At 72.4% G+C, this 24,821-nt stretch carries 20 protein-coding genes and 1 pseudogene; 14 read left to right on the plus strand and 7 right to left on the minus strand.

The window, feature by feature from the left end:
• Positions 1 to 55 precede the first annotated feature (55 nt).
• Entirely contained in the window at positions 56 to 2,914 is a 2,859-nt protein-coding gene (locus TU31_RS22075; protein WP_042157603.1) for a LuxR family transcriptional regulator, read from the minus strand.
• A gap of 232 nt (positions 2,915 to 3,146) precedes the next feature.
• On the opposite strand from TU31_RS22075, the gene TU31_RS22080 reads away from it, so the two are divergent.
• The gene (locus TU31_RS22080) at positions 3,147 to 6,005 is read left to right on the plus strand and encodes an AAA family ATPase (RefSeq protein WP_063770816.1); all 2,859 of its coding nucleotides are present in this window, start codon (positions 3,147 to 3,149) and stop codon (positions 6,003 to 6,005) included.
• A gap of 60 nt (positions 6,006 to 6,065) precedes the next feature.
• On the opposite strand, the gene TU31_RS22085 is transcribed toward TU31_RS22080, so the two are convergent.
• Entirely contained in the window at positions 6,066 to 6,614 is a 549-nt protein-coding gene (locus TU31_RS22085) for an NUDIX domain-containing protein (RefSeq protein ID WP_042157366.1), read from the minus strand.
• Between the two features lie 480 nt (positions 6,615 to 7,094).
• Between TU31_RS22085 and TU31_RS22090 the strand changes: the two genes are divergently transcribed.
• From TU31_RS22090 to TU31_RS22150, 13 genes are all read left to right on the plus strand, one after another.
• A complete protein-coding gene (locus TU31_RS22090) occupies positions 7,095 to 8,003 on the plus strand; it encodes a TauD/TfdA family dioxygenase (RefSeq protein WP_052719001.1) in 909 nt (302 codons plus the stop codon).
• Between the two features lie 55 nt (positions 8,004 to 8,058).
• Entirely contained in the window at positions 8,059 to 9,636 is a 1,578-nt protein-coding gene (locus TU31_RS22095; protein ID WP_245698627.1) for a pyridoxal phosphate-dependent aminotransferase, read from the plus strand.
• 34 nt (positions 9,637 to 9,670) lie between these two features.
• On the plus strand, positions 9,671 to 10,480 hold the full coding sequence (locus TU31_RS22100) for a BtpA/SgcQ family protein (RefSeq protein WP_042157368.1): 810 nt from the start codon (positions 9,671 to 9,673) through the stop codon (positions 10,478 to 10,480).
• Positions 10,477 to 11,652, plus strand: coding sequence for an SIS domain-containing protein (locus TU31_RS22105; RefSeq protein WP_042157372.1), 1,176 nt, complete (start codon positions 10,477 to 10,479; stop codon positions 11,650 to 11,652). The genes TU31_RS22100 and TU31_RS22105 overlap by 4 nt, the downstream gene beginning before the upstream one ends.
• A 13-nt stretch (positions 11,653 to 11,665) precedes the next feature.
• Positions 11,666 to 12,373: a cupin domain-containing protein gene (locus TU31_RS36005; RefSeq protein WP_052719002.1), complete on the plus strand. Its 708-nt coding sequence runs from the start codon at positions 11,666 to 11,668 to the stop codon at positions 12,371 to 12,373.
• Positions 12,374 to 12,464: 91 nt separating this feature from the next.
• Positions 12,465 to 13,802, plus strand: a complete 1,338-nt coding sequence (locus tag TU31_RS22115; RefSeq protein ID WP_245698628.1) for an aldehyde dehydrogenase family protein — start codon at positions 12,465 to 12,467, stop codon at positions 13,800 to 13,802.
• A gap of 72 nt (positions 13,803 to 13,874) precedes the next feature.
• A complete protein-coding gene (locus TU31_RS22120) occupies positions 13,875 to 14,189 on the plus strand; it encodes a phosphopantetheine-binding protein (protein WP_052719003.1) in 315 nt (104 codons plus the stop codon).
• Positions 14,176 to 15,138, plus strand: a complete 963-nt coding sequence (locus TU31_RS22125) for an LLM class flavin-dependent oxidoreductase (protein ID WP_042157377.1) — start codon at positions 14,176 to 14,178, stop codon at positions 15,136 to 15,138. Before TU31_RS22120 ends, TU31_RS22125 begins: the two co-directional genes overlap by 14 nt.
• 93 nt (positions 15,139 to 15,231) lie before the next feature.
• Entirely contained in the window at positions 15,232 to 15,999 is a 768-nt protein-coding gene (locus tag TU31_RS36010; protein ID WP_052719004.1) for a class I SAM-dependent DNA methyltransferase, read from the plus strand.
• 346 nt (positions 16,000 to 16,345) lie between these two features.
• Positions 16,346 to 16,657, plus strand: a complete 312-nt coding sequence (locus tag TU31_RS22135; RefSeq protein ID WP_042157379.1) for a DUF6317 family protein — start codon at positions 16,346 to 16,348, stop codon at positions 16,655 to 16,657.
• Positions 16,654 to 17,955 (plus strand): hypothetical protein, encoded by a 1,302-nt coding sequence (locus TU31_RS22140; protein WP_045867329.1) that lies wholly within the window; start codon positions 16,654 to 16,656, stop codon positions 17,953 to 17,955. Before TU31_RS22135 ends, TU31_RS22140 begins: the two co-directional genes overlap by 4 nt.
• A gap of 4 nt (positions 17,956 to 17,959) precedes the next feature.
• The gene (locus TU31_RS22145; RefSeq protein ID WP_158894592.1) at positions 17,960 to 18,628 is read left to right on the plus strand and encodes a hypothetical protein; all 669 of its coding nucleotides are present in this window, start codon (positions 17,960 to 17,962) and stop codon (positions 18,626 to 18,628) included.
• 13 nt (positions 18,629 to 18,641) lie between these two features.
• Positions 18,642 to 19,262 (plus strand): hypothetical protein, encoded by a 621-nt coding sequence (locus TU31_RS22150; protein ID WP_245698629.1) that lies wholly within the window; start codon positions 18,642 to 18,644, stop codon positions 19,260 to 19,262.
• Between the two features lie 79 nt (positions 19,263 to 19,341).
• On the opposite strand, the gene TU31_RS22155 is transcribed toward TU31_RS22150, so the two are convergent.
• The 5 genes and pseudogenes from TU31_RS22155 to TU31_RS22175 all read right to left on the minus strand — a co-directional run.
• Positions 19,342 to 20,301: a pirin family protein gene (locus TU31_RS22155; RefSeq protein WP_042157383.1), complete on the minus strand. Its 960-nt coding sequence runs from the start codon at positions 20,299 to 20,301 to the stop codon at positions 19,342 to 19,344.
• Between the two features lie 69 nt (positions 20,302 to 20,370).
• Positions 20,371 to 21,147, minus strand: coding sequence for a dimethylargininase (gene ddaH, locus TU31_RS22160; protein ID WP_042157385.1), 777 nt, complete (start codon positions 21,145 to 21,147; stop codon positions 20,371 to 20,373).
• 146 nt (positions 21,148 to 21,293) lie between these two features.
• Positions 21,294 to 21,683 carry a GntR family transcriptional regulator gene (locus tag TU31_RS22165; RefSeq protein WP_042157388.1) on the minus strand — a complete coding sequence of 130 codons (390 nt, stop codon included), beginning with the start codon at positions 21,681 to 21,683 and terminating at the stop codon, positions 21,294 to 21,296.
• Between the two features lie 198 nt (positions 21,684 to 21,881).
• On the minus strand, positions 21,882 to 23,732 hold the full coding sequence (asnB, locus tag TU31_RS22170; protein ID WP_042157390.1) for an asparagine synthase (glutamine-hydrolyzing): 1,851 nt from the start codon (positions 23,730 to 23,732) through the stop codon (positions 21,882 to 21,884).
• A 429-nt stretch (positions 23,733 to 24,161) separates the two neighbouring features.
• Positions 24,162 to 24,770 (minus strand): annotated as a pseudogene (locus tag TU31_RS22175) (class I SAM-dependent methyltransferase); the annotation flags it as partial.
• Between the last annotated feature and the right edge of the window lie 51 nt (positions 24,771 to 24,821).

A 24,821-nucleotide genomic window follows, 5' to 3' on the forward strand; every position in this document is an offset into this window, starting at 1 on the left:
TGGGTGGACCGGTGCAGGCGTTCTCCGCCACACCCGCCCCGCGGCGGACGCACGTTCAGTGGTCCGGGGCGGTCAGGGGGTGGCCGGTGAGCATGGCCGAGACGACCTCGGTACGGGACCGCAGGCCGCTGCGTGCGAACAGCCGTGACAGGCGATTGGCGACGGCGTCCTCGCTGAGCCGCAGCACGGTGGCGATCTGGCGGTTCGTGAGCCCCTCGGTCACCAGCGTGGCCAGCAGCCGCTCGTTCTCGGCGGTGGCCTGTCTGCGGCCGGGGACGGTCAGCCCGGCCTCGCGCATCGCGGCCCGGGTGTGGAAGCGGCTCAGCAACGAGCCCGTCTCCCCGTACAGTTCGTACGCCTCGTGCAGCAGCTCCGGGGGGCCCGCTTCCCCGGCCGCCGCCGTCAGCGTGCCCGCGGTCTCGAACGGCTGGCACCGCGAGCGGGCCAGGTCCACCGCCTCGTGCAGCATCTCGCGCGCGGCGCCGGAGCCCTGCTCCCGCACCCGCGCCGCTGCCAGCAGGTACAGCAGCCGGGTGCGTCCGCTGCCGGTGCGCCCGGCGAGTTCCTGGAGGCGCCACAGACAGGCCGCCGCCGCATCGGCCCGGCCGTCCTCCGCCCGGAGCGTGGCGAGGGCGGCGGCCAGCTCGTCGGTTCCGTAGACATAGCCGCGCGCGTCGGCCTCCCGCAGCCCGCGCCGCAGGAGACGGTCGGCCGCGTCGGGACGGCCCAGGGTCCGCAGCACCGCGGCCTCGGCGACGTCCAGGAAGATCTCCGTATGGCCCTCGTGGGTCCCGCGCTCACCGGCGATCAGACGGGCGGCGCCGGCCGGCTTGCCCCTGGCCAGCAGGATGGCGGCCGTCCCCGCGGCGAACAGATGGTGCTGGGGCGCCGCGATGAACGTCTGGTCCTTCGCGACCATGCCGCGCGCCAGCGCCAGTGCGTCGTCCCACCGGCCCTGGAGGTGGAGCAGGAGGAAGTGGCTGGCGGGGGGAAGCGCCTCGGGCGGCATCCCGCGGTCCCTCAGCAGGTCCATGGCGCCGCACAGGTCGGCGTTGCCGAGTAACTGGAGGGCGTACCCGGCCGCTATCGAGTACAGCACCTCCGGGGGGAGGCCGGGATCCGGCGGCGTCTCCAGGGCGCGGGCGAGCACGTCGGTCCGGCCCTGCACCAGGTGCCCGGCTGCCTGCGCCAGCTCGGGCACCAGCCGGATCTGCGGGTGCGGGCGCCAGACCGGCTCCGTCCGCGAGAGCAGGTCCAGCCCCTCCTGCCACCGCTCGCTCATGCACAACGCCAGCGCCTGCGCCGGCAACGCGGCCTCCGGGGGCAGCGGCAGACGGTCCCACCACTCGGCCGCCCCCATCCGGGACAACTGCGGCCAGTCCTTCACGGAGGTGACCGCGACGACCTGGAGGGTGGCGAGCTCGTGGAGGTCCGGGGTGCTGACGACGTCGGAGGGGTCGCGCAGAATCGGCTCCGCCGCCCGGCCCGCCGCCGGGTGGTCGCCCACGATCCAGCCGGCCTTCACACACCGCAGCAACGCCAGTTCCCGGGCCGCCGGTTCCTCGGTCAGGCGCAGCGCCGCCCGGAACCACCGCAGCATGCCGCGGTCCTCGGGGTCGGGGTGCAACGCCTCGGCGGCGGCCGTGAGTTCCGCCGCCGCGCGCTCGCGGTCGATCAGTCCGCCCGCGTCGGCGAGCCGGTCGGGCAGGTACGTCACGGCGTCCGCCTCCGCCAGGAGCACGGCCGGGCGCCGCGGGGCCGTCGCTGCGGCCGCGCCGTCCCGCGCCGCCCAGAGAGCCTCCACCGCGGCGGCGGATATCCGGGCGCGTTCCAGGGGCCCGAGCCGTTCCCGTATGGCGTGCTCCATCAGCGGTGACCGGAACACCCAGCCCCGGGGGCCACCGCCGTCCTCGCCGGGCAGTTCGTCGAGGAGGCCCGCGGCGATCAGGCGGCGTACGCCGTCGCCGGCCTCCCGCTCGGACAGACCGGTGGACCCGGCCACCAGCGCCGCCGCCGTCCGGCCGAGCGGCCACAGGATGCTCAGTGCCGCCGCCGTCGTCCCGCACGGTTCGCCGAGCTCGTACAGCGCCCTCATGAACCGGTCCGCATCGGGCAGTACCGGCACCGGCGCGCTCGCGGCGAGGAAGGCGTGCCCGTCGGCGATCCGCACCGCATCCCGCCGCAACCACTCGGTGAGCAGCGCGTCGGCGGCTGCGGGAATCCCGCGGGTCAGCCCGAGGACGCGCTCCACCAGGGCCGGGTCGGGCACCGCCTGCGACCGCCGCGCCACCATGTCGGCGAGCTGCGGCCGGGTCAGGCGCGGCAGGCCGATCGTCCGCGCCGGGCCCGCCTCCGCCGGCAGTCCGACGGCCTGGTCCGGCCGGCAGCCGGACGCGGCGTCACCGGCCCCGCCGGTGTGCCGTACCGACGTCATCACCAGCCGGACCTCCGGGGGGCGCCGGGCGGCGACGGCTCCCAGTACGTCGAGGGATGCCACGTCGGCGTACTGCGCGTCGTCCACCACCACGGCCACGGGCGCCACCTGCGTCAGCGCGGACAGCAGGGCGTCGGCGAGCGCCGCCCGGTCGCCCCGCTCCATGGCGGGCAGCACCTCGGCGTCCAGGTCCGCCCGGCCGGCCGCGGGCTGCCTCCCGGTGACCGACCGGTGCTCCCGCACGGCGGTGACCACCCGCAGCGCCAGCAGGAGCGGGCGGTCCCGGTCCCCGCGCACACAGACCAGCGGCAGGACCACGTGATCCCGCGCAGCCAGCCGTGCGGCGGCGGCCTGCGCGAACGCGCTGCGCCCTGCCCCCCGTTCTCCGTGGACGAGCACCACGCCGGGACCGTCCGGGGCGTCCAGGCAGCGCTCGAACGCGGTCAACTCCCTTTCACGGCCCACCAGGTGTGCGCTCACGCACTCCCCCCACGTCGCCGTGGCGCCGCGCGCCGCCCCGGTCTCCGCCGGCCGGCCACTGTCCACGCAAGCTCCTCGAACGACGTGTCACCGGCGGGCGTTCCGCCTGGTGCGCGCGACGGGACCGGTGCACCGGTCCCGTCGGAGCCTGCATTATGGCCGTCCCCCGCGACGACGTCACGATCGGCGGGACGGCCCCGGTCGACGTGGGCCGAAGCGAGTGAGGAGTCCAGTGGAACGCCGTGCATCTCTCGTCGGCAGGGACGACCACGTCGGCGTGGTCGCCGACGCCCTGCGTCCGGCCGGTACGGCGCGGACCCTGCTCGTGACCGGCGAGGCCGGAGCGGGCAAGACCGCCGTGCTGGACGAGGCGCGGCACACGGCGGTCCGGGCGGGGGCCAAGGTGCTGCGGCTGCCCTGGGAGACCGCCACCGGGCCGAGCGGGGCCGCCACCCTCGCCGACGCCGTCTGCGGTGTGCTCGCCGAGGTCCAGCACGGCCGGTTCCTGGCCCACATCACCACCGTGCGCCGGGCGCAGTCGCGCTCCGGGGACGGCGGCGAACTGACGCTGCTGTCCACGCTCGGCGAGACCCTCGCGGACGCGGCGCGCCACGTGCCGTTCGCCCTCGTCCTCGACGGCGCCGAGCGCATGCCCCCGCCGACCGCGTCCGCGCTCCAGCTGATGCTGCGGGTGTTCCGGCCCGCGGGCCTGCCGGTGGTGATGGCCGGGCGCCCGGTGCCCCGGGGCCCGGCCGACGCGCCCGACCTGGCGACGGCGGCCGACCGGGTGCTCGACCTGCCGCCGCTGCGGCCGGAGGACGTCGGCGAGCTCGTCGGACAGCGCCTCGGCCGCCCCGCCGAACCCGCGCTGCTCGCGGCGGTGCGGCGTTCCCTCGGCCCCCTGTCCGGCAACCCCGCTGCCGTGCTCTCGGTGCTCACCGCGCTGGACGAGGACGACGGCCTCATCGGCCTCGACGGCCGTATCTGCCTGGCCGGAAGGGAGGACGAGCTGCGGCTCACCGTGGACGCGGAGCCGCTGCGCCGGGTCACCGCCGACGGTACGGACGCCGCCGTCGTCCTGGCCGGCCTCCTGCACCGCGCCGAACTGCGGCTGGAGGACCTGCACAGCCTGATCCCGGCGTGCGCGGTGCTCGCCGCGGACCTCGGCCGGACGGTGGACCGGCTGGTGCGGGAGCGGGCGTTGACCGTCGACGGGGACGGCCGGCTGGCCTTCGCCGTCCCCGCGCTGGCGGCGGCGCTGCGGACGCTGCCGTCCCGCCGCGAGGTCCGCTCGGTGCACGCCGCCGTCGTGCGGACGGTCGCCGAGCGGCTGGGCCCCGCCACCACGGGCGCCTGCCATCCGCTGCTGGCCGACCACGTCGCGGCCGCGGGCCCCGCGCTGAACGACGGCGTGGCGGTGCCGCTGCTGCTGGCGGCCGCCGCCAAGGACGCCCGGTCCTACCACCCGCGGGCGGCGCGGGCCTACCTGTCCGCGCTGCGCCGCCTGCCGCCCAACTACCCCGCGACGCTGGGCGTGCTGCGCGAGGCCGCCGAACTGGGGCTGGGGTGCGGCGACCACACCGGCGTCCTCGCGCTGGGCGAACCGATCCTCGCCGGCCTGCGGGACCCCGGCCCCACCGACGGCGGCGGGCTGGAGTTCGCCACCCTCGCCTGGGGGCTGTCCGCGCTGCACGAGCACCGGTCGCCCTACGACGCCGGCGCCGTGCCCCGGGAGGTGTGCGCACGGATGCCGCGGGCGGCGATGCTGGCCGCGCTCGGCGGTTGGTACGGGATCGGCCCGCTCCCCCCGAGGCCGCCGTCCGCGGAACCCGCCCCGGACAGCGGGCGGCTGCGCGACGGGCACGGTCCGCTGCCGTCCCGGGCCGAACTGCGGACGCTGGCCGCCGCCGTGGGCGGCCACGAGGAGCTGGCGAGGGCCGTCCACGGCCTCCAGCGGGAGGACGGCGGCGCGGCGGCCATCGGGCGGCTGCGTGACGCCGCGGCCTACGGCGACCTGGCGGGCGCCCTCGATGCCGTGCTGGGTGAACGCTCCGTACGCGCGGACCACAGCGCCGCCGGCCGCTACCACGCCATGGTCCGTGACTACCTGGCCGGGCGCTGGGACGACGCCCTGTCGGCGGCCCGCGGCATCGAGCGGCGCGGCGGGGCCTGCGGCGGGCCGGGCACCAGCCAGTTGGCCCGGGCGCTGGCGGCCGAGATCCACTGCTTCCGCGGTGACCTCGTACGCGCCCGCGAGTGGCTCGACCGCATTCCCGGCACGGTCGTCCATCCGTTGGTGGCCCGCGCCCGGCTGGGGGTGCGGTACTGGTCGGGACAGCAGGACGCGGCACTGGAGGAGGCCTGGCACGACGTGCGGCGGGCGCGCGGCAGCGGCCTGCTCACGGGGGCCGAGCGGGTGCTGCTGCGCATCCTGGAGTTCGCCGAGGAGACCCGGCCACGGCAGGCGCGGCAGGCCCTGGAGCAGCTCGCGGCACTGCACGCGGAGGCGGACACGGCCATGACCCGGGAGGCGCTGCTCATCGCCCGTGGGGTGCTGGACCGCGACGCGGACGGCGCGCACGACGCCTACCGCTCGGCCGAGCGGCGGGGCGACCGGCACATGATGCTGTACTGCTGCCAGGTCCTCGCCGAGGTCGGCGACGATCCCCAGCCGTGGCTGGCCGAGGCGGCGCGGCACACCCACCTGCTGTCGCTGGGGCGTCCCGGGCGCGTCCTGCTCGACAGGTCGGCGCAACGCCGCAACGTGCCGCTGCCGAGGGGCCGTTCGGCGCGCGAGGGCCTGAGCGAGGCGGATGTGCGGCTGATCGGCATGGTCGGCGAGGGCGGGACCAACCGGCAGATCGCGGCCCGTCTGGCGTGCAGTGAGAAGACGGTCGAACAACGGCTGGCCCGGCTGTTCCAGCGCACCGGCCGACGCTCGCGGGTGGAGCTGGTGGCAGCCTGGCTGGACGGCAGCCTGGCCGGGCTCGGCCCGGGGCCGGACGTCCCGCCGGGCGGTGCGGCGGGAGCGGGGCCCGGCCCGGCCCGGCCGGCGGCTGAACGCGCGGGCGGGACAAGGGGCGTTCACTGAAGTGGCGTGCACCGGCCACGCGATCGAGCCCCTCGGCCCGGCCTGCGGGGCGCCCGCGGTTCAGGATGATGTCCGCCGTCCTTCACGGTTGAGCAGCGAACGGCCGGCCAGGGCAGCGGCCAGGGCCCGGGTGTGTCCGGGAAAGGCGAGCTCCTCCGCTTCGCTGAGCACACAGCAGCCCTGGGTCTCGGTCGTGCGTGCCATCTCGGGCAGTCCCGCGGCCGCACGCGTCGGCAACAGCGCGAAAACCTCCAGGGTGTCCCGTGTGCTGTGCGCCCCGAAAAGACGCACACCTTGCGCAGAGGCCATGAGCCCGGTCTCCTCCCGGAGTTCGCGCACGGCCGCCTCCTGCCAGCTCTCCCCGACTTCCAGGTATCCACCGGGCAGGGCCAATCGGCCACGCCCCGGGGGGAGGGCACGGCGGATCACGACGATGCCCCGGGAGCCGTCCTCCTGTGTCACGGGCTGGAGGGCGACCGCGGCGGGCAGCGGGTTGCGCCAGAGTGTCTCCGCACACGCCTGGCAGTTCAACGGCCAGCTCGTGCTGTCCGTGTAGGCGTGGCCGCAATACGGGCAGTGTGTGATGCGGCGCCCGTGCGTGAATCCCATGAACGCCTCATTTCATGCCGGGGCCCGCAGAGGAGCTGAGGCGGGCCGGGCCGGTAAAGGTGCCGTCGTACACCAGCGGCCCGTAGGAAGTATCAATTCTTGAACGGCTGAGACCTTAACAATCTCCGGAGAATTCCCGGTTAATCGGCCGGCTATCGCCCGTGGTCCACGGTGGCTCTTCGTGATTCCCGGGTGATTCCGGCACCGCCTCTAGAGTGCTCCGCGTGCCGAGTCGAAGCCGCGGGAGTACCGGCCTGTGGGGGATGGAGAGGGACTCTTCGGAGACTGCTCCATCGGTTTCGTCCGCACACCCGCCCATGGCTGAGGCCGGCATCACGGTTTCTTCTCCACCCGTGCGCCCAGGCCGTCAATATCGCACCCCTTTATCTGACCGTCAGCGTCATCGAGAGGGGCCGAATACCACCGCTCCACAGTTTCTTGGCGTCCGGTAGCTGATTCGTCCGAGCAAAGGAACAAGGCATGGAACAGTCCGCCTTCGCATCCTCCGAAGCCATAGGTGCGGCAGCGCGCGATGTCACGCACGGAAGCTTCCGGGCGTCGCGGTCCGACCCCCACCTCGCGCCAAGGGAACGGCTGCTGGGCAACGCGGCGCCCCTGCACGGTCCGACAGCGGCCACCCTGGGGGAGCAAGAGGCCGACGCCCGCGGCGTGCACCAGGAGATCACCGAACAGCTGTGGCGTCAGGGCCTGGCCGTCGTTCAGCTCGACCAGCCGCTGTCACCCCACCGCTTCATGACACTCGGCGACGGCCTGGGCACCGCGACCCCGGAAACGGATCCCGCGGTACAGCCGTTCGTACAGGACGGAGTCATCCTCAACCTCCGCAGCCGGCACGCGCCCACAGCGGAGGTGTCGCTCCAGCCCTTCGCCCGCAACTCACTCTCCCTGCACTCCGAAAGCAGCGGTGCCGCCGCGTCGAGGCAGCCCCGGTACATCGTGCTCCTGTGCGTCAATCCCGGCGACGACACCCCGCACGCCCGGACGGTGCTGGTGCCCATGCGGGAGGTCGCCCGTCGGCTGTCGCCCAGGACCCTGGAGCTGCTGTCGCATACCGGTTACCGGGACAGTCCAGCGGCGCCGCCCATCGCGCGCCATGTCGACGGCCGCTGGGTGTTCTCCTTCCGCGACTTTCTCGATCAAGAGCTGCGGTGGACACACGACCGGCCGGACACCGACCCCGAGGCGGTCAACGCGGCCCTGCGCGAGCTGCTCACCGCCATGTACACGCCCGAAGAGGCGATCGCGGTGCGCTGGCGCCGGGGACTGCTTGTCGTGATCGACAACACGTACTACTTCCACGGCCGAACCGCCGGTGCCGCGACACCCCCGCGACAGCAACGGCACCTCCAGCGCCTCCGCATCCGCTAGGAGCGTCGCCCGCGCCGCCCCCCACCGAAGGCCCCTCCCCACCACTCCCTGCGAGATGCCGATGACACTCTTCGACTCCCCTCTGGTCCCGCGTCCTTCGCACGCGTCGCGGGACGCCCTTGCGATGTCCCGGCGGGCACCCCGGCACGCCGGGATATCCGACACGTTCGTCACCCACGTCGACGAGCGGGTGCTTGACGTATTCGCCCGGGCCCGCCGCCCCGACGATCCGCTGGAACTGCGCAACCTGTGGCTGGGCCGCGTGGAGAACGAACTGGGCGGCCACGCGCACCATCCGGCACTGGCCGAGCAGTGGCGCGACAGCCGCCGGCTCCGCTCGGTCGAACCGGAGCAGGTGCTGAGCTCCCGGGCGACCGTCCGGTTCGTCAAAGAGCTGTTCAACTGGTACTTCCGCGACGACCTGTACGGCGATCTCCGGGACAACGCGCAGTACATCCTCTCCGGCGGCGCGGTGGACGAGGAACGGTGGGGTCTGCCGCAAAGCCTGAAGGAATGCATCCGCTTCGCTCTGGACCGCGACTGGTACGGCTACTCCGACTCGCGGGGGCGCTACCCGGCACGCGAAGCGATCGCCGCCTACGAGACCGCCCGGCTCGACGGTGTGCGCTACGGGCCCGAACACGTGGCCATGACCATGGGCGGGACCTTCGCCGTGAGCACGCTCGCGGACTTCGTACTCCACCAGGTCTCCCCGTCCACACCACCGGCGCTGTGCGCGATCCCCAACTACCCGCCCCTGGTCGAGACGATCGCCCGCCGGCACGACATACAGCTCGTTCCCCTGGACAGCGGGCACGGGCAGACCTCGATCGAGCCGCTCCTCGCGGCGCTCACGCCCGACACCCCTCTGGTGCTGCTCCAGACCGTGGGCAACCCCACCGGGGCGGCCGTCACGGAGGAGGGCCTGCGGCGGCTGATCCAAGCGGCCTCCCCCTCCACCGTCATCGTCCTCGACGAGTGCCATGAGTGGCTGGGCGCCTACGAGGAGCGCTCCGCCGCGCGCGGCGCGCCCAACGTCGTCCGTGTGTCCAGCCTGTCCAAGACCTGGTCGGCTCCGGGGCTCAAGGCGGGCTGGTTCCTCGCCGACCCCGGCTTCATCGCGGAGTACTACGAGTACGCCTCGTCCTCCTTCGGAGGGCCGCCGTCGTTCTTCTACACGATCGTGGAAGTGCTGGCGCGCATGGAGCGATGGCTGATCACCGGCCTGGACGAGCCCGGACCCGGCGAACTCAAGGAGTTCGAGGCGTCCTACGGACTCGACATCGAGCAGCTGCGGCACGCCTACCGCACCTACCGGACGGAGCGGTTGCGAAGGGCCGAGGAGCTCACCGTGCTCCGCGACGCCGCCACCGTCCGCCTGGCGGAGACCCCCGCGCGGGTGCTCGCGCCGCGCTTCTCCATCAACACCACCGTGGAGCTGCCCGGCTGGGACGACTCCTACCGGTGCTTCCGGGACGTGCTGCGCGAGACGGGGGTGTCCCTCTTCCCCGGCATCCTCACCTTCTGTTTCTCCGGTGCCGTCATGCGGATCACCACCGCCCGTCCTTGGGAGCAGCTCGCACCCGCTCTGGACCGGCTGGGATCCCATCTCGTGGCCAGGGCGGCCCGGTGACGTCCTCCCCCCACCACGAAGAGCGAGGGGCCGCATGAATTCCTGGGCCGTACCGGACGGCAGGCACAAACTCGTCCTCGGCATGGTGCACTTGGCGCCCCTGCCCGGCACTCCCTTCCACCAGCCCCACACCTTCCCGGAGATCCTCGACACGGCGCTGGCCTCCGCGCGGGCCCTGTACGACGGCGGGGCGGACGGCTGCCTCATCCAGACGGTCGACCGTGTCTACAGCGTCGCCGACCAGTCGGACCCGGCACGTACCGTCGCGATGGGCCTGATCGCGCGGGCGGTCGTCGAGGCGACCGGCGGGGCGTTCCGCGTCGGTGTCCAGATGATGCGCAACGCCACCAGGGCATCGCTCGCCGTGGCACAGGTGGCCGGGGGCGACTACGTCCGGGCCGGCGCCCTGGTGGGGCAGACCCTCACCGCCCACGGCATGGTGCGGCCCGATCCGCTGGAGGTGATGAGCTATCGCCGCTCGATCGACGCGGAGAGCGTGGGCATCGTGGCGGACATCGACTCCATGCACTTCACCTGGCACGGCGGGGAGAAGACCACCGCCGAGGTGGCTCGCGCGGCCCGCACCGTCGGCGCGGACGCCGTGTCGCTCTCGCACCCTGACCCGCGCACGGCACTGCACATGATCGCGTCCGTCCGCGAGGCCGTGCCCCATCTGCCCATCATCCTGGCCGGACACACGAACCACGACAACGCGGCGCGCTTGCTGGCCGCCGCGGACGGGGCGTTCGTGGGAACGTGCCTGGAGAGTGAGGGGTGGGGCGGCAAGGTCGATACCGGCCTCGTGCGGCGTTACGTCGACATCGTCCGGGAGGCCGAGCGATGACGCCCGCGCACGGCCCGGGGCCCGGCCCGGCCGGAGCACCGCCGCTCGAACCGGAGGTGATGCTCCGTCAGATGCGGTGTCTCGCCGACGACATACGGGCCCACACCGCGCCCTTCGCCGAACAGGTGCGAGCCCTGCCGGGCTCCTTGGGCCTGGCGGGCATCGAGTCGGTGGTCATCGTGGGCAACGGCGACAGCGATCACGCCGCCCGGGCCGTCGAAATGGCCTTCCGGTCCCTCGCCGGTGTGGACTGCCGGCCGGTGAGCGCGCTGCCCTTCACCCACTACCGGAAGTCCGCTGCCCCCTCCTCGCCGGCCCGCGTGCTCACCCTTGCGATCTCCGCCTCGGGCGGCAGCCCGCTCGTTGTCCGGGCGGCCGAGCAGGCGAGGGCGGAGGGGGGAGCGGTCGTGGCTCTCACCGGAAGGGCGGAGAGCCCGCTCGCCCGGTCCGCACACGGCACCGTCCTGCTCGCGCTGCCCGGCCAGGAGCCGTCTCCGGGCGTACGCACCTACCAGGCCAGTCTCCTTGGAGCGCTGCTGCTGGCCATAGCCCTGGGGCAGGCACGTGGACACCTGGACCGCGCGGCGGCCGACATGCTCCGGGACGAACTCGGCGCACTGGCCGACGCGGTCGAAGCCACCGTGGGTGAGAACACCGGACGGACCCGGCAGATCGCCGACCGGATCGCTCACGCGCCGGTGCTCACCCTGCTGGGTGGCGGACCGTCCCATGGCAGCGCCCTGTACAGCGCGGCGAAAGTCATCGAGACCTCCGCCGTCTTCGCCGTCGGCCAGGACCTGGAGGAGTGGTGCCATGTCGAGCGGTTCGCCGGCCCGCGTGACCTGCCGGTCTTCGTGCTGGCCCCGGCCGGCCGCTGCTCCGGGCACGCCCGGCGGGTCGCACAGCGCGCCACCGAGCTGGGCCGACGCCTCGTCGCCGTCGCGCCCGCGGGCCGGCTCGACGGCTTCCCCGCCTGGGCGCACCTGCCCGTCCACGGGCAGGTGCGCGAGGAGTTCTCCCCGCTGCTCTACCACTTGTTCGCCGCCCCGCTCGCCTGTCACCTCGCCCAGTGCCTGAACCGTGTCCCGTTCGCCGCCGGCCGGGCCCCGCAGGCCCCGCCCGGGCGGCCCTCCGCCCCCGCCGTTTCCTCCCCGCAACTGCCACGACCGTGAAGGACGAAGAACAGTGACCCAGACGACGCACAGCCTGCCCGTCGAGGAGACCCTCAACATCCTGCGCGAGGAGCTGCACCACCTCCCCGTGGCCGAACGCGAGGCCAAGGCGGTGCAACTGCTGTCGGTCCTCGGCCGCGCGAAGGCCGCGGAGGCTTCGGCGCTCCCGCCCCTCGAAGAGCCCGGCAGCCGCCGCTCACCCCTGCTGATCTGCGACTGGGCGGCTGATCTCGGGCTGGACGGTACGACCCAGCAGCTCGGCATCACGGTGGCCCCCGGCCCCACCCAGGTGTCGAAGACCGACGACGCCACGGGACACTCACTGCTCTCCAGCGGTCACGTCGGCGCCGACATCCTGCACGTGCCGGCCGGCAGCGGCTTCGCCCCGCACACCCACCCCGGGGACCATCTGCTGTTCGTCCTGGCGGGCACCGGCACCATCGCCGTCGCCGGAGAGATCGTGGAGACACGTCCCGGACAGGTCTACATGGTGGAGGGCGCCCTCACGCATGCGGTGGGCGCGGTGACCGACCACATGATCCTCGCCGTAGGCGCTCCGCACCGCCATCTGGACAGCCCCGAACGGCAGGAACTCACCGCATACACCGCGCTCCTGGGTGATCTCGGCCGTATCACCTGCCGCATCTGCGACATCGAGGGCTCCAGCGGCGAGGAGCTCGCCGCTAAGGGCTGCCCGCACTCCCCGCACCGGCTCGGGTGAACCGTCGGGTCGTCCCACCACCTGCCGTCTCCTGACCCGAAACCACCTGGAAGCAGGGCCCACTGTGTCGCAGCACCCTCTCACTCTGCCCTTGACCGACCCGCGCACCGGCCAGGAGCGGTCGTCCCTTGCCGTCGGCCGCGCACCCGAGACCCGGGCGGCGGTGGCGGCCGCCCGCCGCGCCCAGCCCGCCTGGGCCGCCCTTACTCCCCGGGAGCGGGCACGACGCCTGCTGCGGTTCGCGGACCTCATTGAAGAGGACGCCGCCGCGTACGTACGGGCCGAGCAGGCCGGAACGGGAAAACCCGTCGCCGAGGCACAGGGCGAGGTCGAGAACTGCGCCGATCTGCTGCGGTTCTACGCCGGCGCCCTGCGTGCCGATACCGCGCCCGCGGGCGGTCGGCGGATGCCCGGCCGTGAGAGCTGGGTGCGGTGGGAACCCATGGGCGTCGTCGCGGCGATCGTGCCCTGGAACTACCCCCTCATGATGGCCGCCTGGCGCATCGGGCCGGCGCTCGCCGCCGGCAACACCGTCGTGCTCAAGCCCGCGCTGACCACTCCGGACACGGCCGTGCTGCTCGCCCGGGACGCTGCCGCGGCGCTTGTCCCCGACGCGTTGGTGACGGTGGCGGGCGACCGTGACACCGGGCGGCTGCTCGTCGCCGAGGACATCGACATGGTGGCCTTCACCGGCAGCGAGGCGGGGGGCCGGGATGTCGCGGTCCGTGCGGCACTGCACCGGGTCAGCCTGGAACTGGGCGGCAACTGTCCCGCTCTGGTCCTCCCGGACGCGCCCGACGACACCTGCGCGGAGCTGGTGCGGGCCGTCACCTACAACGCCGGTCAGAGCTGTGCCGCTCCGGCACGGGTGATCACCCTGCGGGAGAACTACGACCGGACCATCGCCGGGTTGGCCAAGGCGATGAGCGAGCGGCGCGCCGGATCCGACTTCGGACCGCTCAACAACGCCGACCAGGCGGCGCGTTACGACCGCATCGTGGGGAGCAGCGCGGCGGGCATCGACCATGTCGCCGGCATCGCCCCGCGGCCGGGACAGGAGAACGGTTTCTGGCGGCCCGGACGGATCCTCGCCGATCTGGCGCCTGACGACCCGGCGGTGGTGGAGGAAGTGTTCGGCCCGGTGCTGACGGTCCAGGCGGTGAACGGCATCGAGGAGGCGCTGGCATCGGCCAACTCCGTACCGCAGGCCCTCGCCGCGAGCGTCTGGGGATCCGACACGGCCACCACGCTCGCCCTGGCCCACGAGTTGAACGCCGGGGAGGTCTGGGTCAACTGCCATCTGGACCAGAGCCCGGAGCTGCCCCATGGCGGCCGCGGCACCTCCGGGCACGGCACGGACATGAGCGTCCTCGCCCTCACGGAGTACCAGCGCCCCAAGACCGTCACCGTGCGCCTCCACACGCACTGACGCCCCCGGCCGGGCCCGTTGCCCCCAGCCCGGTCCACTGTGCGGGCCGGGCCGACGAAGGAGAAGAGGAACATGAGTGAGATGGCCGGTCGAACCGGTGACGCGCTGCGCGAGACGGTCCGTGATCTCGTCGCTCGGCAGCTGCCCGACGCGGTGGGCGGTGATCTGTCACCGGACCTCCCGCTGCGTGAGGCCGGGTTGAGCTCCCTGGGCATGGTCGCGACGCTGGTGGCGATCGAGAGCGAGTTCGGTGTCAGCCTCCCCGACGACCTGATCACCCCGGAGACCTTCCACAGCCTGCGGACGCTGGCCACCGCTCTCGCGCCAGTGGTGGAGGCGCAGACGGGCGCGACGGGCACGGCGAGGGCAGAAGATGCCGTCTCCTGAACCGGCGCTGAGGTTCGGCGTCCACTCCGGGCAGCAGTACGAGAGGTACGACGAGATCCTGGCGTTGTGGCGCAGGGCCGAGGAACTCGGCTACGACTGGTGCTCGGTCTTCGACCACCTGCGACCGCCCATGGGCGGACCGGACAGTCCGTGCTTCGAGGGCACCACACTGCTCTCCGCACTGACCGCCCGCACGGACCGGATCCGCGGTGCGCTGATGGTGGCGCCGGTGGCGTGGCGGCATCCGGCGATGCTGGCCGCGCTCGCCGCGACCGTCGACCATGTCAGCGCCGGGCGGGTGGAGATCGGCATCGGCGTCGGCGGAGCCGATCTGGCGCACGAGCAGTACGGCTTCGACCTGCCCGGACGCGCCGAGCGACTGGCCATGCTGGAGGAGACCGCCGCGATCCTGCGGGGTCTGTGGTCGGGTGAGAGGTTCTCGTTCACCGGCGAGCACTTCCGCATCACCGACGGCTACCTGCGTCCCGCGCCGGTGCAGCCGCGGTTGCCGCTGGTCGTCGGCGGTGCGAGCACGCCCGTGCTGCGCGTGGTCGCGCGGCACGGCGATGTGTGGAACAGCCTGCTCACGGACCCTGACCGGTATCGCCGGCGGGTGGCGCAGCTGGACCACGAGTGCGAGCGGGCCGGCCGTGACCGGGCGGAGATCCGTCTTTCGATGACCTTCCGCGCCCTGCTCGTCGACGACCCGGCGGAGCTGCCGGGCAAACTCGACCGCTTGCGCGCCACCTTCCCGCCCGATTCGCCGGTGTGGCCGGAGTATCTGGTCTTCGGTACGCCGGAGCAGTGCGTCGAAGCCCTGCTGCCCTACCGCGCACTGGGCGTCAGCGACTTCGTGCTGGGAGTCCGGCCACCGGTGGACCGGGACAGCGTCACGCTCTTCGCCGAGCGGGTCATCCCGCGTCTGCGTCCCGCCTCCGTCCCGGCGTGAGCCGGACGTCCGCCCGGTGAGCAATCGCCCCCGGAACACCACCGCGCTGAGGTCCGCGTGCCCTGCGCGGCGCCAACAAGAAGGGTTACTCGTATGGCCAATTACTACTCCCACGGATTCGCTGCCTTCTTCGACAGCAGTTACACCGGCTGGGTGGACCGGTTCTCGCCGAAGCTGGTCGCCCACCTGGCACAAACGGCCGGGGACAACCTGACCGCTGCGGACATCTGCTGCGGCACCGGCGTGACCGCCGCCCATTTCCTCGACGCCGGATGGACCCTGTACGGGGTGGACGGTTCCAAGGCCATGCTCGATCTCGCGCGTGCCCGGCACACCGAGCGGATCGAGGAGGGCAGGTTCGGCGTGATACAGGCCGACGCCCGCTCCTTCGACCTGCCCGCCCACGTCGCCGCGTGCGTCAGCCTGGACGGCGCCCTCAACCACCTTCCCTCCACCGACGACCTGCGGCAGTGCTTCACCTCGGTGGCCTCCGCGCTCACACCGGGAGGCGAATTCATCTTCGACCTCTATGAGCAGTCGCACTTCCTGCACTGGAACCACGCCACGCTCACGGACAGCCCTGACGCGGTCGTGGTCAAGCGCGGGGTATGGGACACCGGCAGCCGCACCGGAATGCTGCGCGTCTCGGGGGTATTCGACGCCGGGGACCGGGCCCAGCGGGTCGACCAGACTCTGACGAGCTGGTACTACGACCACGCCGACGTCACCGATGCGCTGCACGCGGCAGGGCTGGAGCCGCTCTCCCACGGCTTCGGCGGCACCGATCTCAAGTGCGACTCGGGTTCGTGCTCGCGGACAGACGTGCCGTGCCGCACGATCTATCGCGCTCGAAAGGCCTGATGCAGCGACGGGCTACCGACTCCACCGGCACCGGGGTATCGGCTGACGACCTCCATCGAGCGCTTGGCGAAGCTCGCCGAAGCCTCCACCCACATCAACACCAGTGCACGTTCCGCTCCAAGGAGGTGGCAGCCACCACGGCGATCCAGGTCCCGGCGACCGCGCAAGGCTCGGTGGCCGGGACGAATTTCAAGTCACTCGCCGCGTCCGTGAGCTACGACGACGGGAAGACCTGGCAGCTCGTGAAGGTCGAGAATTGCCTACTGCGGATGACGGTAGGGTCTTCGGACGTGCCGACCGGTCGATCGGCACGCCGATGTGCCCGATCCAGCCGCGGGGGGAACACGTGGGAGAGAAGTTTTCGGTCGATACCGGTGAACTGGGTGACTTCATGAGAACACTCAAAAAAGCTCACGAGTCGCTCGATGGCGTACGCAAGCTGATGAATCAGACCACATCTGACCGTATGGGCACCGACGAGCTTGACGAAGCCTGCAACGACTTCCAAGAACACTGGAAGTACGGTTCCGAGCAGATCGCCGAGCAGACCGAGAAGCTCACGAAGGCGGTAGGCAAGACCAAGGACAACTACGAAGAGGTCGAGCAGGCCCTGGAAGAGGCATTCAAGAAGGCTGCAGGCAAGGCGGGAGCCAAGTGACACAGCCGTACCCCCACTTGGGTTTCAACCCCGCCCCCGGAAACGTCGCCGCCGTCTCGGCCCTTAAATCGAAGCTGACGTCCTCAGCGGAGACCCTGGCAAACGCGCACCGGCTGGTGCAGCAGCTGCAGTCCGGCAACTCGTGGGAGGGCGACGCAGCCACCGCATTCCGCGAGGAACTGGACGGCGCACTCCCGGACAACTTGAAGAAGGCCCACACCTCCCTCCTGAAGGCTGCGACTGCGCTGGACAGCTGGAGTCGCGCCTTGCACGGCTACCAGGGCGATGCGAAATCGCTGGACAACGAGGCCAAGGCCGCGCAGGACAAGCTCGACGCGGCCCAGGACCGGGAGAAGAACGCCAGCAGCAACCCTGACCTGAAGCTCGCGCACCAGACGTTCGACGACGACGCGTCGCTGCAGAACGCACAGGCCCGGCTGGACAAGGCCACCACGGCACTCAATGACGCGCGGGACGCGGTCACCGACGCGCAGGACCACCTCTCGTCGATCAAGCGGCGCGCTCACGATCTGGAAGCCGAGCACTCCTCCGCCGCGGGCAAGAAGGCCACCCTGATCCGGGACGCGACGGACAAGCTGGCGCCCGAGGAACCGGGCTGGTTCGACAAGGCCATGGACTGGCTGGACGACAACCTCACGGACGTCCTGGGCACGGTGGCTGCGATCGCCGGCCTCCTCGCACTGATCCTCAGCGGCCCCGTCGGCGTGGCGTTCCTCCTGGTCGCGGCGACGGCAAGTGCGGCCACACTTGCCTCGCGCCTTTCCAACCCCGCCGTCGTCGCCTCGCTCAAGGACGGGTTCACCAAGGGCGAGTTCGACGCTGATTTCTGGAGCAACGCAGTGGGGGTGGCGGGGGACACACTGGGCATGGTGCCCGGAGTCGGCGCTGTGGCGCGCGGCGTCAACGGCGCGGTCCGCTCGGCCGGGGCGGCGAGCGAGGCCCTGTCCCTCACCGATCACCTGGCGAGTGCAGGAAGCAAGACGTGGCTCGCCGCAAACCGGATCGCCGGGGCTGAGAACCCTTTGACCGCCTGGGTGGTCAAGGGCGCGGCCAACCCGGAGCGAGCCGGGCAGATGATCGATGTTGGTGTCGCCGGCGCCGGAGCCGCCACCGGCACGTATGGCACGGCCAAGGACCTGATCGACGCGCTGGACAACGACACTGTTAACAATGTGGGCACCGGTATGGACGGCGCCCGGGCCGGCAGCTTCGACGGCGCCGGCAACGGAGCCACGGCGCTCAAGACCCTGAAGGTGCTGCTCAATGCCAGCCACTGACGCCATGGACGAGTTCGCCGTCGCTGGATCAGCGATGAGCGCCGAATGCGACATCTGGTTCGCCATGCCGCCGGGGTTCGTTGAGGTGCCATTGGCATCACCCCCCGACCCACCCGACGCAACAGCGACCGATGGGCTGGAGATGCTCACCGAACTCGTACCGGAGGAGCAGTACGAGTCGCTCCGCTCAAGCATGGACGAAGCGCGGGCGATGGGCCGTCTGCTGGCACGGACCGGCGCCGTTCATCTCTCGATGGGTGTGCACCACGGCGAGTCGGGCGAAGTTCTGCACTCCGTGTTCCTGATCAAGTGGGAAGAGGTGCCCTGGGCCCCGCCGAAGCTCGCGGCGGCGAAGGCCGCTCTTGCCTCGTCGGAGGCGCGCGAGGCCGAATTGGTCGACCTGCCGTGTGGCCCGGCGGCCGTGGTGGAGAGTCTGAACAAGCGAGAAGGTCAGAACGTCTTCCAGTTGACGGGTTACCTCCCCCACCCCGACGGCCGCCGGGTCGCGGTGCTCGCGTTGAGCACGACGGCCGGATCAGACCATGAGCATTACCGTGACATGTTCTACGGCATCGTCGGCATGGTGAGCTTCGACAACCCTCTTCCGCCACAGCTGCGCGAGCAGATTCCGGAGGCCCAGGAAGTCGCCGCCGCGCGAGACGTGTTCGGCTGATCAGAGACCTGCGATGACAGAGGTGACGTCCCTGATGCACTACAAGACGGCCTGGGAGGACCCGGCCACCCGCAAGGCGTGGCGCCGCACCGCGATGTTCCGGTGCACTGCCCTGCTGGGCTTGCTGCTGGGCTTCCCGGCGTGGCTGTTCGCCGTCGTCATGACGCCGACCTGGCTGCTGGTGCTGTGGCTGCCGGTGCTGTGCGTCGGCATCTGGTACACCCTGCTTGCGATGGTCACAGTCGTCTCCCTGAGGGGAATCCGGCGAGTACTGCGCGTCTACCCGTGGCAGGTGGACATTGCCGACGTGCGATCGAAGAAGAAGGGAAGTACGCAGTTCGTCGTGCCGGTCCCGGAGCAGCCGGAGAAGTCGGTGAGCCTCGGTTACGGCGGTCTGATCGGGACAGGGCGGCACTTCTGGGTGCGCACCGTGAAGTCCGGTGAGGTCACGTCGGCATGGTTCGCCGGCGACCCCCGGTACCTGGGCGTCGTAGCGTCCCCTGGGCCGCGGAACCTCCTGTGGGTCGCCCAGCGGGAAGCGACAGACTCACGGATGTCCCCCCGCAAGCGCGGCGTCAGCCCCGGGGCACGGGCGCTGGCACGAGCCGCCGGAGCGCGGGTCGGGGAGGACTGACAGGCTGACCGGTTGCCTCTGCCCGGAAGAAGGCCCGACCACCCTTCACGGCAACCTCCCCTTCAAACATCTCCGCAGTTCAGCGCGCCCTCCCCCGAGGCTTCAGGGCCAGTGGCGGTAGTTCGGGAGCGGCCAGCCGGTCCCCGTCGTAGCCGTGGACGGTGCCGAAGCGGGAGCCGGTCGTCCAGGCGTCGCGGGCGTCCTCGATGTCCTGCTGGGAGCGGCCGATGAAGTTCCACCACATCACGATCTGCTCCTCGAACGGCTCGCCGCCGAGGAGCAGCAGGCTGCTGTCGGAGTCGGCGCGCAGCGGCAACTCGGCGCGGCCGCAGCCGAGGTAGAGGAGGGAGCCGGGGGCCAGCCGGACGCCGTCGACCTCGCTCTCGCCGGAGATGGTGAGTGCCGCGTACTCGAAGTCGGGGTCGAGGGGCAGGCGGGTGTCCGTGCCGGCGGTGAGGGTGAGGTCGGCGCCGACCAGGGGGGAGTAGGTGGTGCCGGGCGAGGTGGCGCCGGCCAGTTCGCCGAGGATGACGGTGGCGGAGAGGCCGCCGCCGTTGATCACCGGCAGGTCGGTGTGGTGCTCGAAGGACGGCGCGGTGTCGCGGTGTGCGCCGGGGAGGGCCACCCAGAGCTGGGCGCCGTGCAGGAAGGGTCCATGGCCGTGCGGTGATTCCTCGGAGTGGGCGATGGCCCGGCCGGACGTCATCAGGCCCAGTTCCCGCGGCCGTACGGTCTGGAGGCTGCCGAGGCTGTCGCGGTGCAGCACCTCGCCCTCGCGCAGCCAGCTGACGGTCTGGAGCCCCACGTGCGGATGCGGCGGCACCTGCATCCCGGGCTCGTCGACGATGTCATCCGGACCGTAGTGGTCGACGAAGCACCAGGCGCCGACCATCCGCCGGCCGAGGTTCGGCAGCAGCCGGCGGACGACGGTGCTCTCGCCGAGGGGGACCTGCTTGCCGGGCTGGACGTCGCGGACCGGGCCCGTGCGGCCGGTGCCGCCGCACAGGCCGGGCGCGGGTCTGAGTTCGAGGTTGCTCATGGCGCCACGATAGGCACGGTCAGCCGCGCGGTCCGGGCAGGCACACGAAGCGCCGGGGATGATGCCCCGTCATGCATACAGCTCGCGCAGCCGCACGGACAGGCAGGTCACACAGCCCTCCAGCTTCTCGAACTCGCTGATGTCCACGACGACCGGCTGATAGCCCAGGTCGGCGAAGAGCTCCGCGCTGCGGGGCGCGCCGGCGGCCATCAGCAGCTTGCCGCCGCCGAGCAGCACGACATGGGCGCCGGACTCCTCGGGGACGGGCAGGAAGCGGGGGAAGGCGGCGGGGTCGTCGACCAGGGGCGGATGGCCGATGACGGTGCCGTCCGGGAGCGCGGTCACGGCGGATTTGAGATGCAGTACGCGGCTCACCGGCACCGCGACCACACGGGCACCCAACGGCTCGAAGGCGGCCCGGAGTTGGCGTACACCCTCGGCGTTGGTGCGGCCGCCGCGGCCCACGTAGACCGTGTCGCCGACCTTGAGGATGTCGCCGCCGTCCAGGGTGCCGGGCGCCCGGATCTCGTTGACGGAACAGCCGAGCGCCTCGACGGCCGCGCGGGCGTCCGCCACTTCGGGCCGGCGCTCTCCGGCGCCGGGGCGGGCGAGCAGGGCGACATTGCGGAACATGACCATGGTGTCCTCGACGAAGACCGCGTCGGGGCAGTCGTCGGCGGGGGCGACCTCGGTGATGTGCCAGCCGTGGTCGCGCAGCACCTGGACGTAGGACTCCCACTGGCGCAGGGCGAGGGCGGAGTCGACCGGGCGCCGGTCTATATGGGTGACCAGCCCCTCGGCGAGGCGGGGGCCGGGGCGGCGGACGAGCGCCTGCTTGCTGGGCATGCGGCTCCTTTCGGGCGGTGACTCGGGGTGCGGGCGGGTAGCGGTGGGATGCGGTCAGGGAGCGGTGCCGGTGGGACCGGCCGGTCGCCGGCTCGGCGGGTGCGGCCGGGCGGCGGCGGACACGGCCGGGCTCGCGGCAGGCGCGGTCAGTCGTCGGCCCCGTACGTGGCGCGCAGGGCGTTCTCGACGGCCGCGCGGGCGGCGTGGTGGTCCAGGCCGAGTCGCTGGGCGCGGCGGGCGTAGGTCTCGGCGGCCGCGGCGGCTTCCTTGTCCGCGGCCTCCCCGGCCGCCGCGATGAAGCTGCCGTTGCGGCCGCGGGTCTCGATCACGCCGTCGGTCTCCAGGGCGCGGTAGGCCTTGGCCACGGTGTTGGCCGCCAGGCCGAGCTCTTCGGCGAGGCCGCGGACGGTGGGGAGTTTGTAGCCGACCGGCAGACCGCCGTCCCTGGCCTGATCCGCGATCTGGGTGCGTACCTGCTCGAACGGCGCGGCGGCCGCGGCCGGATCGATGGTGAGGGTCAAGGTCTGCGGGGACACGGTGGCGCTCCTGGTGCTGGTGGTGGGGCGGGCGGATGCGCGACGGCGCGTACCCCTGGGGGCCCCGGGGTGCGTGCGCGTACGCGTACCCGTCGGTGCGCGTGTTTGTCGCATCCATTGTGCGTCAGGAGCGCCCGCCGTGACGGGAGGTCTCACCTCTCGGGAGATGTCACCCTGGGGGCGTCCCCCGGGGAAGGGTCACAGCTCCAGGGTGGTGCCCGTCGTCCGCAGCCAGGCGTTCATGCCGAGGACCAGCTCGGCGCCGGGGCGGATGCCTGGCGTCGCGCCGTCGGCGGTGGCCTGTGCGAGGGCGCCGGAGTCCAGCAACGGCCGGACGGGAGCGGCCCGGTCGGCGGCCAGCTCCTTCAGTTCGTCGTGCAACGCCTCCAGATAGCGCGGGTCCTGGGTGCTGGGATACGGGCTCTTGACCCGGTCGGCCACCGCGTCGGGCAGCACGTCGCGGGTGGCGGCGCGCAGCAGCGACTTCTCCCGGCCGTCGAAGACCTTCATCGACCAGGGGGTGTTGAAGACATAGTCGACGAGCCGGTGGTCGCAGAACGGGACGCGGACCTCCAGGCCGACGGCCATACTGGCCCGGTCCTTGCGGTCGAGCAGGATCTGCACGAAGCGGGTCAGATGCAGATAGCTGATCTCGCGCATCCGCCGCTGGAGGCCGGTGTCGCTGTCGAGGCGGGGCACTTCGGCGAGCGCCTCGCGATAGCGGCGCGCGGTGTATCCGGGCAGGTCGAGCTTGCCCAGCAGGCCGCGGTCCAGCAGCGCCTCGCGGGTGCCGCCACCCCCGGCGAACCGGCCGGAGAGACCGGCCGCGATCCAGGGGAAGGTGTCGGCGTGCACGGCCTCGGGGTCGTGGAACCAGCGGTAGCCGCCGAAGACCTCGTCCGCGGATTCGCCGGACAGCGCGACCGTGGACTGCTCGCGGATGGCCTTGAACAGCAGGTAGAGGGAGGTGTCCCCGTCGCCGAAGCCGTTCGGCAGATCGCGGGCGGCCAGGACCGCGGCGCGGTGGCCGGGGTCCATCAGGGCGGCGGTGTCCAGGACGATGTCCTGGTGCTCGGCGCGGACGTGCTCGGCCAGGGCGTGCGCGTACGGCCCGTCGGGGGTGCCCCGCAGCTCGTCGGGCCGGAAGTTCTCGGTGTAGCCGGTGAAGTCGACGGCGAACGAGCGGACCGGGCCGCGCCCCTGGGCGGCCAGCGCGCCGGCGGCGAGCGCGGTGATGGCGGAGGAGTCCAGGCCGCCGGAGAGCAAGGTGCACAGCGGCACATCGGCGATCAGCTGGCGGTCCACGATGTCGTCGAGCAGCGTGCGGATGTGCACGACGGTGGTACCGAGGTCGTCGGTGTGCTCGCGGGCGGTGAGGGCCCAGTAGCGCTTGACGGTCACCCCGCCGCGGCCGACCCGGACGAGATGGCCGGGGCGTACCTCGTGCATGCCCTGGTAGACGGCGTGGCCCGGGGTCTTGGTGAAGGTGATGAGCTCGGCCAGGCCCTCGGCGTCGACGGTGGGGCGTAGGGAGGGGTGGGCGAGGATCGCCTTGGGCTCGGAACCGAAGAGCACCCCGTCGGGGGTGGGGTGGTAGTAGAGCGGCTTGATGCCCATCCGGTCGCGTAACAGCAGGAGTTGCCGGCTCCGTGGGTCCCAGAGCGCCAGGGCGTACATGCCGTTGAGGCGCTCGGCGAACGCCTCGCCCCACTGGAGGTAGGCGTGCAGCACCACTTCGGTGTCGCTGTGGGTACGGAAGGTGTGGCCCAGCTGCTCCAGTTCGGCGCGCAGCTCGCGGTAGTTGTACACCTCGCCGCTGTAGGTGGTGACGAGCAGGGTGCGGCCGTCGTGGGTGACGGTCATGGGCTGCTTACCGCCGTCGGGGTCGATGACGGCGAGCCGGCGGTGGCCGAACGCGGCATGGGTGTCGAGCCAGAGGCCGGCCGCGTCCGGGCCGCGGCAGGCCATGGTCTCGGTCATCGCCTCAAGGGTGGCGCGCTGTCCGCTGAGGTCGTGGTCGTAGGAGATCCATCCGGTGATTCCGCACATGCTCGCGGCTCCTCCTTCGGGGCCGTCGCATCCAGGCGGCGGCCTGCGGCAGGCACCGTACGCGCGGATAGGTGTATCGGCCACACAAGCCGTCCGGGAGCGCCCGGAACGGGCCACGCGCTCACCGCATTACGGAAAAGCAGCGGCAAAGCGGGGCCCGCACACCGGAAAAGAAGCGGCAATTTCGCCTCGTGCCGGCCCTTGATCACTCCCCCAAGCGCCGTGTCACCTCAGCGAGTCGGGGGGCGGCCGAGGCGTCGCGCGCGCTCGCCGGTTCACCCCGTCGGCCCCGTCCGTCGAGCACGACCGCGCGGCCGGGGCCCGACGGGTCGTGGGCGACGGCGTCACCGGGCCGGTGCCGGTGGAGCAGGAAGCGATGCCCTGCGCGCGGTCCGTCCAGTCCGGCGCGGCATGGACGTCGACCACTCAGGTGTGCCGACGGGGGAGGTCGGCGATCAGCACATACCGCTCATCGGCCACCTCCTTGCCCCACAGGGCCGGATCGTGCGCGAGGCTCTCCACTCGTGTGCGCACCGCCAACGGCTCGACGAGGGCGATGAGTTCGCCGGCCGACAGGCCTATCGGGTCGGCCTCGCCCCAGCGGCCCTCCACCAGCACCAGCCGGCCACCGGGGGTGAGCAGACCGGCCCAGTGACGCAGCGCGGCCGCGGGATCGGGCAGGGCCCACAGGACATGGCGCACCAGGACGACATCGAACCGCCGCTCCCCCACGGGTGGTTCGGCGGCGTCACCGACCAGGAACGCGGCATCGCGGCCCGCGAGCTTGGTGCGCGCCCGCTCGATCATGCGCGCGGAGCGGTCGACGCCCGTGACCCGATGGCCCTGCTCGGCGGCGAGCAGGGAAAGGCTTCCGGTGCCGCAGCCCAGGTCGAGGACGGCGGCGGGCCCGGCAGGCAGCCAGGAGCGCAGCCGGGCGGCCCAGGCGGAGCGGACGACGGGGTCGCGCAGACCGTGGTCGGGCTCCTCGTCGAAGGAGGCGGCGGCCGCTTCCCAGTAGGCGGCGTCGGCGGTCGGCAGCGGTGGGTTGAGGGGGTCGGCCACGGGCTGACGGGACGGATCATCGGGCGC

The sequence above is a fragment of the Streptomyces lydicamycinicus genome (assembly GCF_000829715.2).
In the GTDB taxonomy this organism is placed as follows: Bacteria; Actinomycetota; Actinomycetes; order Streptomycetales; family Streptomycetaceae; genus Streptomyces; species Streptomyces lydicamycinicus.

What these genes read in the sequence shown, in the direction of transcription:
- TU31_RS22085 (WP_042157366.1), bottom strand. Translation starts at nt 6,614, where the DNA reads ATGGGATTCACGCACGGGCGCCGCATCACACACTGCCCGTATTGCGGC.
- TU31_RS22090 (WP_052719001.1), top strand. Translation starts at nt 7,095, where the DNA reads ATGGAACAGTCCGCCTTCGCATCCTCCGAAGCCATAGGTGCGGCAGCG.
- TU31_RS22095 (WP_245698627.1), top strand. Translation starts at nt 8,059, where the DNA reads ATGCCGATGACACTCTTCGACTCCCCTCTGGTCCCGCGTCCTTCGCAC.
- TU31_RS22100 (WP_042157368.1), top strand. Translation starts at nt 9,671, where the DNA reads ATGAATTCCTGGGCCGTACCGGACGGCAGGCACAAACTCGTCCTCGGC.
- TU31_RS22105 (WP_042157372.1), top strand. Translation starts at nt 10,477, where the DNA reads ATGACGCCCGCGCACGGCCCGGGGCCCGGCCCGGCCGGAGCACCGCCG.
- TU31_RS22120 (WP_052719003.1), top strand. Translation starts at nt 13,875, where the DNA reads ATGAGTGAGATGGCCGGTCGAACCGGTGACGCGCTGCGCGAGACGGTC.
- TU31_RS22125 (WP_042157377.1), top strand. Translation starts at nt 14,176, where the DNA reads ATGCCGTCTCCTGAACCGGCGCTGAGGTTCGGCGTCCACTCCGGGCAG.
- TU31_RS36010 (WP_052719004.1), top strand. Translation starts at nt 15,232, where the DNA reads ATGGCCAATTACTACTCCCACGGATTCGCTGCCTTCTTCGACAGCAGT.
- TU31_RS22145 (WP_158894592.1), top strand. Translation starts at nt 17,960, where the DNA reads ATGGACGAGTTCGCCGTCGCTGGATCAGCGATGAGCGCCGAATGCGAC.
- TU31_RS22150 (WP_245698629.1), top strand. Translation starts at nt 18,642, where the DNA reads ATGACAGAGGTGACGTCCCTGATGCACTACAAGACGGCCTGGGAGGAC.
- TU31_RS22155 (WP_042157383.1), bottom strand. Translation starts at nt 20,301, where the DNA reads ATGAGCAACCTCGAACTCAGACCCGCGCCCGGCCTGTGCGGCGGCACC.
- ddaH (WP_042157385.1), bottom strand. Translation starts at nt 21,147, where the DNA reads ATGCCCAGCAAGCAGGCGCTCGTCCGCCGCCCCGGCCCCCGCCTCGCC.
- asnB (WP_042157390.1), bottom strand. Translation starts at nt 23,732, where the DNA reads ATGTGCGGAATCACCGGATGGATCTCCTACGACCACGACCTCAGCGGA.